Raw genomic sequence first — 15,906 nt, 5'->3', positions numbered from 1 at the left:
TAGATTTATGAACGTTTTTCGCCGTTTTTTGTTGTCTTTCTGGCTTTCAGCAAGCGCGTTATCCTCTACTGTCATGGCCGACGAAACAACCAACGGATGGACAAAACTTCAAAGCAGTAACGTGTTTTCTGACGTCGCCATCACCAAGGAAGAACACGACCAATGGATCCTGGATACCGCAAGCGAACCTTTCTGGGGCAGCATGGGACCAAACGCGGTCTTCCGTGCCTGGACCAGCGCAGCCTTTTCTCCGTCACAACAACGCTTTTACTTCTTTGGCGGTGGCCATTCCGATTACGGCGGCAATGAAATCTATACCTTTGATGTGAGCAATGGCAGTTGGGCACGTCTGACTGACCCGGCGCCGCTGGTCAAGCCAGAAGCCCACAGCCAGAAGGCAAATACCACGGTGTACCTGCCCGAGAACTCTCCTATGTCTACCCATACCTATGACGGTGTGGTCTGGAACCCAACTACCCAGAGTATCTGGACCAGCAGCCCTCACGGCTTCGGCGGTGGTGGCGGTGTGCCTCCCCATGCTCCTGAAACTCCCGTCATGTGGGAATTTAAAACCGCCACCAACACCTGGCACCAGTATCCGGCCTCAGTTAATTTTCATTATCCGATGTCGGCTTATCTCGCCGAACGTAATCAGGCGTTATTCATCGGTCATGTGAATAAAAAGCATGTTGCTGCCCTATATGACACTGACGGTAAAGAAACCTGGCTTGGTGAAGTCATTGGGCTTGATGCTCCAGGTCTATCCAGTCTGTTTGTCCACCCACAAACCGGACAGCTGTACTCTGCCCACAAGTACGCCATTTATCGCCTCGACTGGCAGGGTAACACCCTGAGCGCCACCAAAGTGGTCGAGTTTCCGGCCCTTGAAGACCTGCACTTCACCAACTTCTTCGCCCAGGCCGCGATTAACTTCCGCCCTGTCGACGGCAAGTTTTACTTCTGGAACGGTGGCCCCGAAATCATGACCTGGGACCCCCAGTCTCTCGACTTCGAGGTTATCTGGAACGAGCAGGATACCGACACCCCACTGCGTGACGCCCAGGGTGCCAATAAAGTGTTCAGTAAATTCACCTACGTGGAACAGGGCGACTATTTTGTCGGCCTGCAAAATGCCGGCGATAATCAGGGCTCCGATGGTGTGTGGTACTGGTACCCGCGCAGCAACCCTGACGACATCAATGTGCTCACCCCGCAGACCCTGCAAGCCGATGGTGTCACACAGACCTCTGCCAGCCTGCTGTTGCCTGCTAAACAGGATAAAAACTTCAATGCCACCGTACGCATTGATATCAAAGCCCAGGGACAAGACCAGTGGCAACGGGCCATCGACCTGTTCCGCATGCGCCCTGACATGGTACGCAACTCCAAAAACAGCACCGAACTGTCGCCCGATGGCTTTGCCGGCATCATCACCGGCCTGACCCCGGACACCCAATACACTGTCCGTGCCACCGTGCAGGACCCGGACGCTACAACCGAATATGACGTGCAGGAAATCACCCTGCGCACCAGTGCCATGCCCGGCACACAAGGCCAGTTGCGCCAAATCGTGATTGCCAATGACAGCGAACTGCAAAGTGCCCTTAACCAGGCCGAGCCCGGCGACACCTTCGTGCTGTCTCCCGGACTGTACGGCCCCATCACCCTGAAACAAAGTGGTACAGCCGCACACCCTGTCACCGTCACCGGTGCCAGCCTCGGCAATGTCCTTATCAATGCCGACGGCCAGGGCGTGGGTGTCGACATCGATGCCAGTTATGTGCGCATTCACAACCTGTCCATCACCAATGCCGGTAAAGGGGTTCGCCTGAGCAGTGACACCCAGGGCGTGGTCATCGACAGCAACCTTATCAATCAGGTCAATGTCGGTATCGACGCCAAAGGCGGCCATCAGGACCTGACCATCATCAATAACCGTCTGACCGGCCCTCATGCCTTCGGTAACCTCAGCAATGAGACCTGGAACCATGAAGGCATTGTCGTTACCGGACACAACATTGAAGTTGCCCACAACACCCTGGCCGGCTTCGGTGACTCCCTCGGCCTGCACTGGAACACCCAACGGGCCAACGTCGCCATCAATATCCACCACAACCTGATTAACTGGGGTGGCGATGATGGTATCGAATTCGACTTCGCGCTGCGCAATGTCGCTGTGCACCACAACCTTATCACCAACACCGCCAATGGCCTGAGCTTCCAGCCCGTGTGGGGTGGCCCGGTGTATGCCTATCGCAACGTGGTGCTCAACGCCGCCCGCGGTCCGCTGAAAATCAAGCCGGAGCAAGACAACCCCAGCGGCATGCTCATCTACCACAACACCCTGGTGACCCGTGATTCTGACGTCGGCACCGGTGAAGCCTGGAAAAACAGCAGTGGCGACATCCGTCTGCTGACCATCAACAACAACCTGTTCGTCAGTGGTGCCGGCAGCTCTGAGTTCACCCTGAAAAATACCAGTGCTCACAGCTACGTCAACCTCGACTACAACGGTTGGACACAGGACGGTAAGTTCACTTTTGACCTCGCCAGCCAACGCTATGCGGTGTCCGTCGACAGCTTCGCACAGTGGCAGCAAGGTCCGTTGGGTAACCATGACCGTCTGCTCGACAGCGACACCCTGTTTGCCGACAGCCTGTCGCTGCAACGCTTCGATGACTACCTCAGCACCAGCACCGATGTGCGTTTGAACAGTGCATCCATGGCCATCGACGGCGGTATCGCTATCCCCGGCATCAATGATGCCTACCAGGGTAATGCCCCAGACCTGGGCGCCTATGAAGCCGGACAGCCACTGCCCGTTTACGGTGCACAGCTGACCGTCGCCGAAGGCCAGGCGCTGTTTGCTCTGCCTGATATGGTCGTCGTAGCCCAGGGTGAAAGCGTGATCGTATCGCCACTGGAAAACGACCTGCACCAATTAGGTCTGGCGATGTCCGTGATCAGTGTCAGTACCCCTGCGCAGGGAACAGTGAGTCAATTCGGCAATACCATCAGCTATCAATCCGACAGCACCTTTGTCGGACGCGTCGACATGACGTATGTGGTTGAAGACACTGACGGCGAGCAAACCAGCAGTACAATTACGGTACTGGTTCAGGGGCCGAACAATAACCCGGTTGCCGGCGATGATCGCATCGAGTTGCTCGGTACTGGCTTACATGTGATTTCGGTCGCAACCTTGCTGGCCAACGACCAGGATCCCGATCAAGACACCTTGCGCCTGAACAGCGTCAGTGCACCGCAATCCGGTTCCCTGAGCATCGTCAACCAATCACTTCAGTTCCAACCCGAAGCCGGCAGTTATGGTGACCAGCACATCAGCTACTCCATCACAGATGGTCGTGGCGGTGAAGCCAGTGCAACGCTGACCCTGTCGGTATTGCCGGACTCACACCTGCGCGGCACCGAATACCGTGACAGCTTTGATGTCAGCGCCCAATCTTCAGGCTTCACCATTGAAGGACTCGACGGCCACGACTACCTGGTCGGTTCACAGGGCAAAGACGTGATTGATGGTGGCAATGGCAGTGACGTTATAGACGCCCAAGGTGGGGACGACTATATCCTGTTCGCGGGCACTACGATTGGTTTTGACAACATCGATGGGGGTGATGGCTACGACCAGATCCTCGGCACCGAAGGCAGTGACACCCTGTCAATAGATGTGGTCGTGAACGTTGAAAAGATCGATGCCAAAGGCGGTTATGACATTCTGCTTGGCGATAACTACCGTCAACAGTTTGATTTCAGCAATACCGTGCTGCGTGGCATTGAACTTATCGACCTGGCCGGGGGCCATGACCGCCTGATCGGCAGCCCTCAGTGGGACCACGTGCGCGGTGGTGCCGGCAACGACCTGTTGGATGGCCACGAAGGCCTGGACACTGCCTACTTTGATGGCCCGATTGCCGATTACACCATTGAGCACCAGGCCGATGGCAGCGTAACCGTTACCGCGCTGGTCAGCGATGAAGGCCAGGATACATTGGTAAACGTTGAGTACATCCAATTCCAGGACAAAAAGTACTACGTGCTGAAAAACTAACATCGATTCAAACCAACAAAAAGGGGCTGTCTGACAGCCCTTTTTTTAACGTTTCAGTAGCTTGCGGAAAATCCCGTTTAATTCGTCACGCAATGGATGCCTCAGGGCCATGACCAGCGTAACCCACACAACCGCCATCAAAACCCCGGCGCACAACAACAGCGGAATACCACTGAGCCCGCCGCTAACCAGTAACGTGTGAATGCCGTACAGGGCAGTGAAAAAGCCCCCCGACAACAACGCCCAGATTTTCAGGTGCGATGAGTAAGCACTCAATTCCAGTTCCAGCACATCCCGCAGGGCTGATTTGAGGATCAGAATACGTACCAGCGGTACAATCATCAGCAACATCACCAACAATTCGAGGGATTGGTGTGCGGCATACAACACAATCGCCAGCTTCAGCAGCATCACTTTATTCACAATGCCCAGTTGCTTCTTAACGTGTCCGGTATTGATCAGTAACTGATCAAACAAGGCGAACACCGAGTTGATCGCAATAAAGAAACAACAGTAAGGTAACAAAGCCGCAGAGACGGCCCACTGGTCACCGTACAATAAACGAATACTCTCGTCGGCGTAGAACCCCAGAAAAATAAAAAACGGCCAGGACACCACGACAATGTAGTCCTGCATTTGCATGAATGCCGTACGCAAGCGGTTGAGATTTTCCCGATTGTAGGCAGCGAAGTACGCCCCGGAAATACTGCGCACCGCCTTGAAGATAAAACGGTCGAACAAATTCGCGGTGGAATAGCCCTTGTTGAAAAAAGCCACCGATTCCATCCCCGACACTTTACCGATGATCAGCTCAGGACCGGCTTCATCGATCTGCGTCATAATGTTGCTGGTACTCAGGATAGAGCCAAATTTAAGGACCGATTTTACCCCTTTAAAGCCCGGTAAAAACGGTAATTCCGGCTGACGAAAGATGTTCGACACGACGACGGTTGCCAGGCACCCTGCGATAGAGCCAAAGGCGAGACTTTTGTAACTGTACCCCATGTAGGCAAACACGATCACAGAGCCACTGCCAACAATGGCACTGCACACTTCGATGATCGCCACGTTTTTAAATTTGAGCTTGCGCTTCAGCAACGACAGATTGATCGTGCCGAAAGGAATGATCACCAGGTTGATGGCCAGCAACTGGAAAATAACCGTGACTTCTTCACGGCCGTAAAATGTCCCCAGTGCCTTCGAGAACAATAACGTAACGGCAGCCAGGAACCAGCAAATACAAATCGACACCGTAAATGCGGCGCCAAGATCATCACTGCTAAGGGTCTTTTTCTGCACAATGTAAGACCCGATACCAAAGTCACGGAAAATCTGGATAAAACCGAACCCGGCCAATGCGATGGAGAAGATCCCAATCTCATCAGGGGTCAGCAGACGTGCCGTGATGGCGACCGCGAAGAAGCGGATGAACATGTTCAGGTAGTTGGATGCAAAAGTCCAACTCAGGGACGTTTTAACCGACGTCACAGCAAAGTCTCCATGACCAATTAAGAGCGGCGGCGAATGCCGGTTTCGGGATCAAAATCGTATTTTGTGCTGGCTTTCGGCGCGACAACCTCACCATCCTGCTCCTCTGACTGTTGCGGGGCTTCGGCGCGCTCCTTCAGATACAGATTGAGCAAAATGGTCACCACCATAAGGTGATACGGCATGTTCCAATACGCCAACCCGAGAAACGCACCGCCCGACATGTAAGCTATCTGGCTCACTTGTAACATCTTGGCCAGAGTGTTACACCACAACAAGTCGTCTCGTCCGTCACTGAGTTTGATGTTTCGCCCATTCATGCGCCAACAGATAAGCAGTAATGACAAAAACATCAACAGACCCGGCCAGCCTAACTCGCCCAACACTTCAAAATAAATGCTGTGCGCATCATGCACTTTATCCGGGATTGGTGCGTACATGGCGAAGGTACGAGGCCCCCAGTGGCCATAACCACCGCCGGTGATCCGATCGTTGGCCACGTTCACAGCCACTGTCCAGGCATTGATCCGCCCCATCGCAGAGGCATCCTGCTCGTAGGTCTGAATGGTGTTCATGCGGTCATACCAGTGCTGCGGGATGAACGGGATTGCGCCCAATACCGCAACAATCCCCAACACTGCCAACGGCACCTTGAAACGGCTTTTCAGCCACAGGAAGAAACTGGTGACAGCCAAAGCCAGGAATGCACCACGGGAATAACTGGCCACCACCGAAATGAAACACAATCCGATGGAGGCCATGTAGGCTCGTTTAAGCCACTTATGCTTCGCGTCGGTAAACAGGAAAAACAGCAGTGGAATCGTCATCAGCAGTGCCAGTGCCAATTCGTTGTTACCTTCGATGAAGGAGTCCGGCGGCCCCCAGACTCGGAAGTTGCCCCCGGTCATGATAGCGAAGATGCCGCCTTTGACGCCGTAAAACGCGGTCGCCACCGCCATCACCAGCACCATCATTTTGATCTTATGTTCACCACGCATGATCATAAGATACAACGCCACTCCCAGTAAGATTTTTGAAAAACGGCTAAGTTCACTAGTTGCCCATTCAGGCTCCAACGCAAATACCGTGCACAGCCCCCCCCATAACACAAATATTATCATCAGAATTGACATGCCATTCAGAGGATAGCGGTGTTTATCTTTTGAGATTAAAAAAGCGAGAAACGTTACGCAAAATGCCAGTGCGTATAATGGAAGAGAATAAGTCAATCCCCAAGGCACCAGGCGGTGAGGGTTCATGTAGGAGATCCACAGCATCACCATCGCACCGATGTACGGGCGCTTAAAGGCCAGGAAGCAGCCATAGGCAAAAATCGACAGGATGGCTAAATCGCGCATGGTGTTACCTTGTGCCCTTCAAAGAACGCTCGGCCAAATCGATGATGATCCGACAATTGTTGTCCCAGGTCAGGTCCCGATTAAGGACGGTGTCTCTGGCAGCGGCTGACAGCCGCGCGCGCAATTCGTCGTCTTTGACCAATCGATTGCAGGCATCAATAAAGGTTTGCTGATCGTCCGTATCAAACATCAGCGCATTTTCACCGTCAGTCAGTAACTCTTCGATATTGGCCTGACGAGGGGCAACGATGGCTTTACCCGTGGCCATGTATTCAAGCATTTTTAACGGCGATGCATAGGCTACGACCGCCGGTTGCAAGGCAATGTCCATCGGCAGCAACCACCCCGGCATCGCGTCCCGCTTCACTAATCCGGTAATGTGGATACGATCGGTCAGGCCCAGAGATTCAGCCTGCGCCTTGATACCGGGCACCGCAGGGCCATCGCCCACCAGCAGGAAAAACAGCTTTTCATTGCCTGGCTCGGTCATCAACGACAGGATTTTATCCAGTCCGTGCCATTCACGGCAGAAGCCAACAAAACCAACCACGGTAAAGTCTGAGACATCACGTTCGAGGGGATTTTTGATTGACGGATCGGTGAAATCTGCCCAGTTGATGCCATTCGGGATCACGCGAATACGCGACTCAGGAATGCCGATGTCGCGCTGATAGGACGCCAGCACGTCGGTCACCGGCAACACCCAATCCGCATTGCGCCAGGTGTAATGCTCTGTCCAGCGCGCCAGCTTGAAAAGGGCGATACCATCGTATTTGTTGCGCTCTTCCAACAAAGGGGCATTGATTTCCAGCAACAGCGGAATGCCGAACCATTTTTTGGCCCACACACCGGCAGGGTTGAACAGATTGTAGCGTTCATAAATGATGTCTGGCCGGTGCTTGATGATAGCGACGGCCAGTTTTAAAAATGCCCAGAAGCTGTAGGCAAATTCAACCATTTCATACAGCGCCTGAGGCAACGCCTTTTTCAGCTTTGAAACCAGTCCACCGTCACCCCCAAACTCCTGCTCTTCACCCATGCTGGGAGCAACCAGTACGATTTCATGGCCGGCCTTAAGCAGTCCTTTGTTGATTTCTTCGATGTGGACATACTGGCCATCCTTGGAGGCCACTCGGTGATGGTAGAGGATCTTCATGCCGACCAATACTCATTGTTCAGGTGCTCACCGGCAATAGCGGTGATTTGTTGAATGGTGTCCTCATCCAGGCGCTGCTTCCAGCTGTGCATGGCTTTAGCCGGGTCTTTGGACGTTGCATAGTAAGCATCAGAGTGGGACGTCGTTGTATCGATCAGGTATTGTTGCACCTGCGGATCCATATCCAGCCCATAAAACGCCATGACCTTTTCAAAGCCCGCCTGTGGCTTACTGGCCAGCTCTTCATACTGGATCATCATGCAGTGAGGCTTGTCAGCCTGACTCAACATCTGCTCGTAAAAAATGCGCCATTTCCACGCCAATCGCTCGGCGGGTGTCATCGCCTTCAGGCCTTCCAGTGTCAGGCCCTGCTGCACAGCAGTGTCGGAGAACAGGAGCTTTTCAAACAGTCCCCAGTTTTCATAGATTGGGGTTTTTGAGGCAAACTTGTTGGCCGCTTCCCCTTTCAGTTCAGAGTTGATCACGGCACAGGGATGACGCACCAGCATCAATACCTTGAGGTCAGGATCGGCTTTCAGCAGTGCCGAGACTCGTCCCATGGATTCAATCGATTTGAAAAACACCTCATAGTCGCCGCGGGGCTTTATTAACAGCGGCGCCGCTTTGCCCAGTGATGGGAAGAAACGTCCCAATCCCTTACTGGCCGTCGCAGACATCCGGTTAAAAACCAACTGAGCCCCGTTAAAATAGGCTTTCGGGTAGAACGGCAGGCGCCCTACCACCTTGAGGCCATCCACACGCTCAATGTCATTCATGTAATCACTCAGGGTTTGCCGATACTCATCAGCATCCTGCTCATTGATGATATTCGGGATCGACAGGCGCTTAACGCTGTCAGGTTCGTGCAAATAGTAGGTCTTGGGATGACTATCGATGGCTTTTGCCACCCATGTTGTGCCAGAACGCGGCATACCAATTAACGCTAACATGCGAGGCTCTCCTTACTGCCTTCGACGTCTGACTTGATCAACGCCGAGAAAATCTGATGCTGGCCCTGGGACGTAGACAACCAGTCAAACCCCTGTGCATAGTGTCGCGTCGCCTGGCGCGAAATGCCTGCAGCCAATAATGCTGTTATGCCGTTGCTGATCGCCTCGGCGTTTCTATCCACCAACACACCGGCAACAGGGTCGGCGACAACTTCAGGCGTACCCCATAAATTGGTTGCCACCACCGGCGTGCCACATGCCATTGCTTCAAGCAATACGTTGGCCCAACCTTCGCGGCTGGACGCCAGTATAAGAGCATCTGCAGCACGGTATAAATCCCGTAAATCTTCCTGACTCAGTGCGCCCATAAAGGTCACTCGTGCAGACAATCCGAGCTTGTCGACCAGCGCCGTCAGCGACTGTCGCTGGGGCCCGTCTCCGGCGATGAATAGCTGAGCGGTGGGGTGTTGCTGTAACGCTTCGATCACCAAATGGTGTCCTTTGCGTTCAATCAGGTGTCCGACACTGACCAATAATGGCGTCTGTTCGTCCACGCCATAAGCCTGTTTAGCAGCCCGTTGCTGTGCCTCATCAGAGGGTTGGAAAAAGTCCAGATCAACACCGTTACGTAATACTGTGGTCTTGTTACCCACCGGCGCAAACTCCAACAGCGAGTCTTTTAATGCCTTACACACGGTCATGCAATGACCGGCTTGCTCAGCAACCCGCCGAATCCAGCGGCGGGCACGGGGATACTGGGGGATGAGATTGATGTCCGTGCCCCGTGCGGTCACAGTGTAGGGCTTGCCCAATGACTCGGCCAGCTCGCGGATAGCAACGCCATCCGGAAAGAAGTAGTGGCCGTCAATCACATCACACTCAAACCCTTCACTGGCCAATTGCCTGGCGGCCTTTTTCATCGCCCGGGCGAGAAAAAACGGCGTCAGGTACATGCCAATTTTCGGGATCACCAGATAACGGGGGTGTAATACGTCGATGCCATCACGGGTTTCCCGCTCAGCCACACCAACAAACTTTGCATATTCGGAAAACGGGCCAAACGGAATACGCAATGGAAACCAGGGTACCGGCGCAATCACCTTGGCATCAACATCGGCAAAATGCTGGCGCAGATGGTTTAGCCGGTTGCGCACGAAAATCCCGTGCTTGGGCTCTTTGTTGTTCGGGTACAAGGTTGAGACTGTCAGTATCTTCACCGCCAATAGCCCTATTGCGTGCGCTGTAAAAAGGCTTCAAACATCATCATCGCCCACAACATCTGACCGTTTTCCTGGGTACCGTTAATGTGACCTTCAACCATGTTGTTCAGCACAGCGGGATCAAAATAGCCACTGTCCATCATCTTACCGTGTAAGATGCGCTGACGGAGCTTGTCCTTGAGCGGTCCCCGGAACCACTTCGAGATTGGCACACCAAAACCCATTTTGTCCCGATACAACACGTCATGGGGAAGTTTCGGCTCTAATGCCTTTTTGAAAATCGCTTTACCGTTGTTACCCTGCAACTTGTAGTGGCTGGGGATTTTGTTTGACCACTGCAAAAACTCGTGGTCAATCAACGGTACCCGGACTTCCAGGCTATGAGCCATACTGGCGCGATCGACCTTGGTCAGGATATCGCCGGGTAGATAGGTTTTCATGTCCAGGTACTGGATCAGTTGCAACGCATCCTGACCATCAAATTCATTGGCATGGCGCTTAAACACTTCCAGTGCGTGGTATCCACCAAGGGTCTGCTTGAAAGACGACGAATACAATTGCTCGCGGCGGGCATCGGGCACAAAGCTCATGGTGTGCAGATAAGCCGCCAGTGCATCCCGTTGCAGTGCCTGGAAGGTCGATTTGGCACGCAGGAATTTGGGCGCCCAGTCCATTTTCGGGTAATAGTTGCCCAGGAAATTGAACACAGGTTTGCGCATGCCGGACGGCACATAAGAACGGATTTTCTCTTCCAGCATATGCCACTTGTGGCGGCGGTAGCCGGCAAAGACCTCATCGCCACCATCACCGGACAAACACACGGTTACCCGTTTGCGGGCCAGTTCACAGACCCGATACGTCGGGATCGCGGAACTGTCGGCGTACGGCTCGTCATACAACTCAGCCAGTTGATCAATCAGATCAAAGTCATCGGAGCTGACCACCTCAACCATGTGATCAGTTTTGTAGCGGTCGACCACCAGTTCGGCAAACTCGGTCTCATTGAAATTCTTAACATCAAATCCGATCGAGCAGGTATTGACCGGACGATCCCCCTGGATCTCAGCCATCATTGCCACAATCGCGCTGGAGTCTACGCCACCGGACAGAAACGCCCCCAAAGGCACCTCGGCGAGCAGGCGGATATCGACGGCTTCACGCAAACGCGCCATCATTTCTTCACGGATGTCGTCTTCTGACTGGGTCAGTTGGTCGGCAAAGCTCACCCGCCAGTACTGTTGGATGGTCGGTGCCTTGTCACCAAAGCTCAGGCTCATGCAATAGCCGGGTTCCAGCTTGTGCACCTGACTGTAGATGGTACGCGGTTCAGGGATGTAGCCGAAGGCAAAAAAATCTTCCACCGCCAGCGGGTCCATGTCGCGGCGAAGTTGCGGGTGCTGTTCCAGCACTTTCAACTCAGATCCGAAGATAAACTGACCATTGTCCAGCATTGACCAGAACAAGGGTTTGATACCGAGGCGGTCGCGGGCAACAAACAGACGTTGTTTATCAAAATCCCAGATGGCGTAAGCAAACATTCCACGCAACCGCTCAACGCTTTTTTCACCCCAGGCACAATAAGCCTGCAGGATCACTTCGGTGTCTGAGTGGGTCTGGAACTCAAAACCCAGTGCAATCAACTCTTCACGCAAGGATTTGAAGTTATAGACTTCACCGTTAAACACAATGGCCGCATTGCGCTGCTTGTTGAATAAGGGTTGTTGCCCTGTGCTGATGTCAATGATCGACAACCGCCGATGGGCCAGACCGACTTTCTCGTCGATAAAGATGCTTCCCTCGTCCGGCCCCCGGTGAAATTGAATCTGATTCATCGCATTCAACACAGATTCAGACGGCGGCGCCGTCCCTTGGGTGTCAAAAATGCCTGCAATGCCGCACATGAAAAACCATCCTAGTGTGTAAGTTAATGGGAACGATACAGCCCGTCATAGGCGGCCGTCATCGCATCAATACTAAATTTTTCCTCGGCCAGCTGTCTAGCACATTGGCCCTGTTGTTGAATAAGTGCCGGCTCATCAACATAGCGTTTCAGTGCTGTAGCCAACGCCCCGGCATCCACATCCACCAAAAAGCCGCTTTGCTCATGCTGCACCAGTTCGACATTGCCGCCGACGGCGGTTGCAACCACCGGCAAGCCGCTGGCCATGGCTTCAAGAATCGTGTTGGATATCCCTTCTGCCAGTGACGGTAACACAAAGACATCCATTTGCCCCATCAGGTCGGGGACATCACTGCGATTGCCCGCTAACCAACAATCTTTGATACAGCCACCGTCAATCAGGATTTTCTCAACCGCACCACGGCAATCACCATCGCCGATCAGATGCAGTTTAAGCGTTGTGTTGCGCTCGCGGGCATAGTGCCAGGCATCGACAAAGGCCGTCGCCAGCATCGTATGGTTTTTCACCGCAGCCAAGCGACCGACACAACCAACCACCAAGCTATCCGAGTCTGTCGACGGCTGTGGCGAGAAGCGCTGAATGTCGACGCCGTTACAAATATGGTTTACCCGCTCAGGCGCAACGCCGATGGTATTGAGCAGATAGTCCCGCGCTTCGACGGACAAGGCAACCCACTGATGCACAAAACGGCGCATAAAACGGCGCAGCTTCTGATAGCGGGGATTACTGCCGTGCATGTCATTGACATCCCAGCCATGTTCGCCGTGGATGCGCAGCGGCACTCGGCGCCACCAGCCCACCAGTTGCATTTCCAGTGTCGCCGTATTGCGGGTATGCAGTACATCGGGGCGTAAGGTTTTTAATAACCGGTTGAGGCGTAAAAAGATGCCCAGATCCTGACCATTGCCCTTGGCCAGGTCGTAAAAGGTCACATTATCGGTTTTGATCCGCTCGGCAAACAGTTCGCTGTGTCCCTTCATCGTCACGATGGAATGCCGGTAAACCGACGGGTCCAGACGGTTGATCAGGTTCACCATGCCATTTTCCAGACCACCGGTATCAAAACGATGGACCACATGTACTATCGCGACCTTCTCTTTCACTGTCGGACGCTCATTATAAGATCTTTGGTAAATACCCGATTTGCTTCCAATAGCAATTTTTCAATGTCACCGTCCGAGTCTAAAGGCAGTCCTATCGCGATTAATACGCCCCTCTGAGGCTCACCTAAAAATGCCTGTACTGCCTGTATAAGCTTCACCTTCCACTCATCAGGCGAAATGATCCACTGAGTGGCGTATCCGTAAGCTACCGCTACTTTTTTCTCTTCACTGTTGATAAGCTCTAGAAGCTCAAATTTTTCAAATGGCGTTCGTTTAACCAATATCCAATAATTTCTATCAAATATGTGGTTGGTACTACTAATCATCTCTTTCCCGCTTTCTTCTCCACGATAAGATGCCGAATAGAAGTAGATTCCCTGTTTAAAACCCAATCTGAACTGGTCGGCACCTTTGAATACAGGTTGCCAAGTTTCAGCTTTTCCTTCTTCGAGGGCTGTGTACCGCCACATTTCATTGAAAACCCAATTTGTTTCCGGAGGCTCTACCACTCGTTCGTATTTACCTGCTGAAAAAGATAAAATTATCAGCGCGGTAAGAGATAAAACGGAGTGAATTGGTAGCTCCTTAGTAGTATTGCTGACGCCTTCATTTCTCTGTTCCTTTACTTCATCAGCCCATATACTTCCTATTGAAAACATCATCAAAATAACGACACCGAAAAACACCCACCCATAAATAAGGTGATCTACACCAACCGCATATTGCATATCCGATAAATAGGCGATAATCACTATACCGTAGGCTCTTATACCATTTGCGATCAGAGGAAGAATTATTGAGAAAAGAATGAATATTGTTCTTTTTTTCAAGCTGGTGTAATTCAAGTACGCGTAAAGTGTTCCGAGAGTGAATGACGCTATTAGATAACGAATACCAGAACAAGCAACAGCTACCTCAAACAAGCCACCGGGCACTGCTATGTACAAGCCCTCTCTGTAGACCGGTATACTGGACATTTGTAAGGCCCATACTGTTATATCCGCGGTCAAATCCTGTAAATCGGGAATGAGAAATTCCCCTACCGGTACACTGAACATCCAGAAAACAAGCGGAAATAAAATTACTCGAGCAACTTCTCTTCCGCAGATGAACCATATCGACAGGGGCAGTACCGAAAAAGCGGCAGCTTGTTCAAATACACTGATTTCACTTATTACTCCAAATTGCCAAACCAGCAATACTCCGATAAGCAAGCCCAAAGCGCTGTAAGAATGCGATATTTTTCTTTCGATCAATTCACGCCATCGCAGTTTAATCAGGTAGATACAAATCGGCAGAATAATGAAACAGTGAGTGAATGTCTCTGATCGGTACCAGATAGACACCGTCGATTCGATACTGGTGAAGAACAATCCCAGCCAGGCCAGAAAGGTCCACAACAATAAACGGAAATGGGCGGTCTGATAAAACATATTAATCCGTTCCTATCCACTCAGGTAAGACTGACAGTGTTTGCGACCACTGCAGGTGCTGCATGATCCAGGCACGGTTTTCAGTCGCCGTTACCGGATTATCCAGATACCCACGAACGGCCTCAGCAAAACCGTCGGGCGTATCCTCCACCCTGACGTGCTCACAACCTGATTCAATGCCTTCATCAGCCATACTGGTCGCCACCACCGGCTTTTCCAGAGACATGCCTTCGAGTACTTTGTTCTGGATGCCCCGTGCAATTTGTAGCGGTGCAACCACTACCTTGGCATTGGCAATGTAGGGACGAATGTCTTTGACCCGACCAGTGACAGTAATGCCGTCATACCCGTCCAATGCTTCAATCTCGGTACTCGGATTACCGCCGACAACCGTGAACAGGGCTTCAGGATGGGTTTCCCGCACCCGTGGCCAAACGTGGCGAACAAACCACAATACCGCATCCACATTGGCCCAGTAGTCCATCGCGCCGGTGAATACCACTTCCACCGGTGCCAATGGGCGCTCGCCAAATTTGGCCTGCGGATCAAAAAAGGTCGTGTCCACGCCGTTGAGTACGCCATGCACTTTGTCGCGCAAGTGTTGCGGAATCAATCCTTGGAACAACGCCGCTTCTTGTGGTGAAACAAAAATGGCATGACTGGCGCGGGCTGTGGTGGCAATTTCAAACGCCAGCAACTTGCGCTGCTCACGGGCATACACCCAGCGCGACAAACCGGTTTTTCCTTCGGCATACTGACGCCATTTGTCGCTGTCGACATCGACGAAATCCACCACACTGGTGAGTTGTTCCGCGGAATAATGGTTTATGTATTGCGCCATCGGCGACGAAAACACAAACACCTTTTTGATCCCTTTGCTACGCACCACATCATCCACCCAACGGGCCATCTTGCGATCATAATAGTAGGGTTCAGAAATCGATTTGCCGGTCAGCAGAGAGGTCAGTCCCTTTATTTTGCACCACAGTTTGTTCTGTCCTAGCAGGCAAACCTCAGTGCAGAAATCATTCAGGGTTTCGGCGTACTGCCAGTCGTAAGGGTCGTCAACGAACGTCCCCAGGTAAATGTCGTAGTGCTCACTCAATGCTTTGAGCACATTGAATGAACGGATCTTATCCCCTTTGTTGGGCGGAAATGGGATCCGATGACAGAGAAAAAGCAGTGCTTCCTTTTGCGCCATGACACG

The 15,906-nt window shown here is 52.4% G+C and carries 10 protein-coding genes; 1 reads left to right on the top strand and 9 read right to left on the bottom strand.

What is annotated here, in order from left to right:
* Nucleotides 1-7: 7 nt before the first annotated feature.
* Nucleotides 8-4,069 carry an Ig-like domain-containing protein gene (locus tag LJ739_RS01255; RefSeq protein WP_229156781.1) on the top strand — a complete coding sequence of 1,354 codons (4,062 nt, stop codon included), beginning with the start codon at nt 8-10 and terminating at the stop codon, nt 4,067-4,069.
* Between the two features lie 45 nt (nt 4,070-4,114).
* Here the strand turns inward: LJ739_RS01255 and LJ739_RS01250 are convergent, their stop codons facing one another.
* From LJ739_RS01250 to LJ739_RS01210, 9 genes are read right to left on the bottom strand one after another with little or no spacing between them, the layout of a single operon-like run.
* A complete protein-coding gene (locus LJ739_RS01250) occupies nt 4,115-5,557 on the bottom strand; it encodes an oligosaccharide flippase family protein (RefSeq protein WP_229156780.1) in 1,443 nt (480 codons plus the stop codon).
* A gap of 20 nt (nt 5,558-5,577) precedes the next feature.
* A complete protein-coding gene (locus LJ739_RS01245) occupies nt 5,578-6,915 on the bottom strand; it encodes a putative O-glycosylation ligase, exosortase A system-associated (protein WP_229156779.1) in 1,338 nt (445 codons plus the stop codon).
* Nucleotides 6,916-6,919: 4 nt separating this feature from the next.
* Nucleotides 6,920-8,071 carry a glycosyltransferase family 4 protein gene (locus LJ739_RS01240; RefSeq protein WP_229156778.1) on the bottom strand — a complete coding sequence of 384 codons (1,152 nt, stop codon included), beginning with the start codon at nt 8,069-8,071 and terminating at the stop codon, nt 6,920-6,922.
* Nucleotides 8,068-9,021 (bottom strand): sulfotransferase, encoded by a 954-nt coding sequence (locus LJ739_RS01235; protein ID WP_229156777.1) that lies wholly within the window; start codon nt 9,019-9,021, stop codon nt 8,068-8,070. Before LJ739_RS01235 ends, LJ739_RS01240 begins: the two co-directional genes overlap by 4 nt.
* Nucleotides 9,015-10,238: a glycosyltransferase family 4 protein gene (locus LJ739_RS01230; protein WP_229156776.1), complete on the bottom strand. Its 1,224-nt coding sequence runs from the start codon at nt 10,236-10,238 to the stop codon at nt 9,015-9,017. Before LJ739_RS01230 ends, LJ739_RS01235 begins: the two co-directional genes overlap by 7 nt.
* A gap of 11 nt (nt 10,239-10,249) precedes the next feature.
* Nucleotides 10,250-12,142 (bottom strand): XrtA/PEP-CTERM system amidotransferase, encoded by a 1,893-nt coding sequence (locus tag LJ739_RS01225; protein ID WP_229156775.1) that lies wholly within the window; start codon nt 12,140-12,142, stop codon nt 10,250-10,252.
* A gap of 23 nt (nt 12,143-12,165) precedes the next feature.
* Nucleotides 12,166-13,266 carry a TIGR03088 family PEP-CTERM/XrtA system glycosyltransferase gene (locus LJ739_RS01220; protein WP_229156774.1) on the bottom strand — a complete coding sequence of 367 codons (1,101 nt, stop codon included), beginning with the start codon at nt 13,264-13,266 and terminating at the stop codon, nt 12,166-12,168.
* Nucleotides 13,263-14,699, bottom strand: coding sequence for an exosortase A (gene xrtA / locus LJ739_RS01215; protein WP_229156773.1), 1,437 nt, complete (start codon nt 14,697-14,699; stop codon nt 13,263-13,265). Before xrtA ends, LJ739_RS01220 begins: the two co-directional genes overlap by 4 nt.
* A 1-nt stretch (nt 14,700) precedes the next feature.
* Complete coding sequence (locus LJ739_RS01210) at nt 14,701-15,900, bottom strand: TIGR03087 family PEP-CTERM/XrtA system glycosyltransferase (protein WP_229156772.1); 1,200 nt, start codon at nt 15,898-15,900, stop codon at nt 14,701-14,703.
* Between the last annotated feature and the right edge of the window lie 6 nt (nt 15,901-15,906).

The organism is Fluctibacter halophilus (assembly GCF_020687825.1).
In the GTDB taxonomy this organism is placed as follows: domain Bacteria; phylum Pseudomonadota; class Gammaproteobacteria; order Enterobacterales; family Alteromonadaceae; genus Fluctibacter; species Fluctibacter halophilus.
The sequence above is the reverse complement of the archived record's forward strand: the minus strand, read 5'-3'. Positions and strand labels throughout refer to the sequence as shown.

Bases quoted from the DNA above. Each gene is read 5' to 3' on its own strand.
- LJ739_RS01255 (WP_229156781.1), top strand. From the start codon at position 8: ATGAACGTTTTTCGCCGTTTTTTGTTGTCTTTCTGGCTTTCAGCAAGC.
- LJ739_RS01240 (WP_229156778.1), bottom strand. From the start codon at position 8,071: ATGAAGATCCTCTACCATCACCGAGTGGCCTCCAAGGATGGCCAGTAT.
- LJ739_RS01225 (WP_229156775.1), bottom strand. From the start codon at position 12,142: ATGTGCGGCATTGCAGGCATTTTTGACACCCAAGGGACGGCGCCGCCG.
- xrtA (WP_229156773.1), bottom strand. From the start codon at position 14,699: ATGTTTTATCAGACCGCCCATTTCCGTTTATTGTTGTGGACCTTTCTG.
- LJ739_RS01210 (WP_229156772.1), bottom strand. From the start codon at position 15,900: ATGGCGCAAAAGGAAGCACTGCTTTTTCTCTGTCATCGGATCCCATTT.
- LJ739_RS01235 (WP_229156777.1), bottom strand. From the start codon at position 9,021: ATGTTAGCGTTAATTGGTATGCCGCGTTCTGGCACAACATGGGTGGCA.
- LJ739_RS01245 (WP_229156779.1), bottom strand. From the start codon at position 6,915: ATGCGCGATTTAGCCATCCTGTCGATTTTTGCCTATGGCTGCTTCCTG.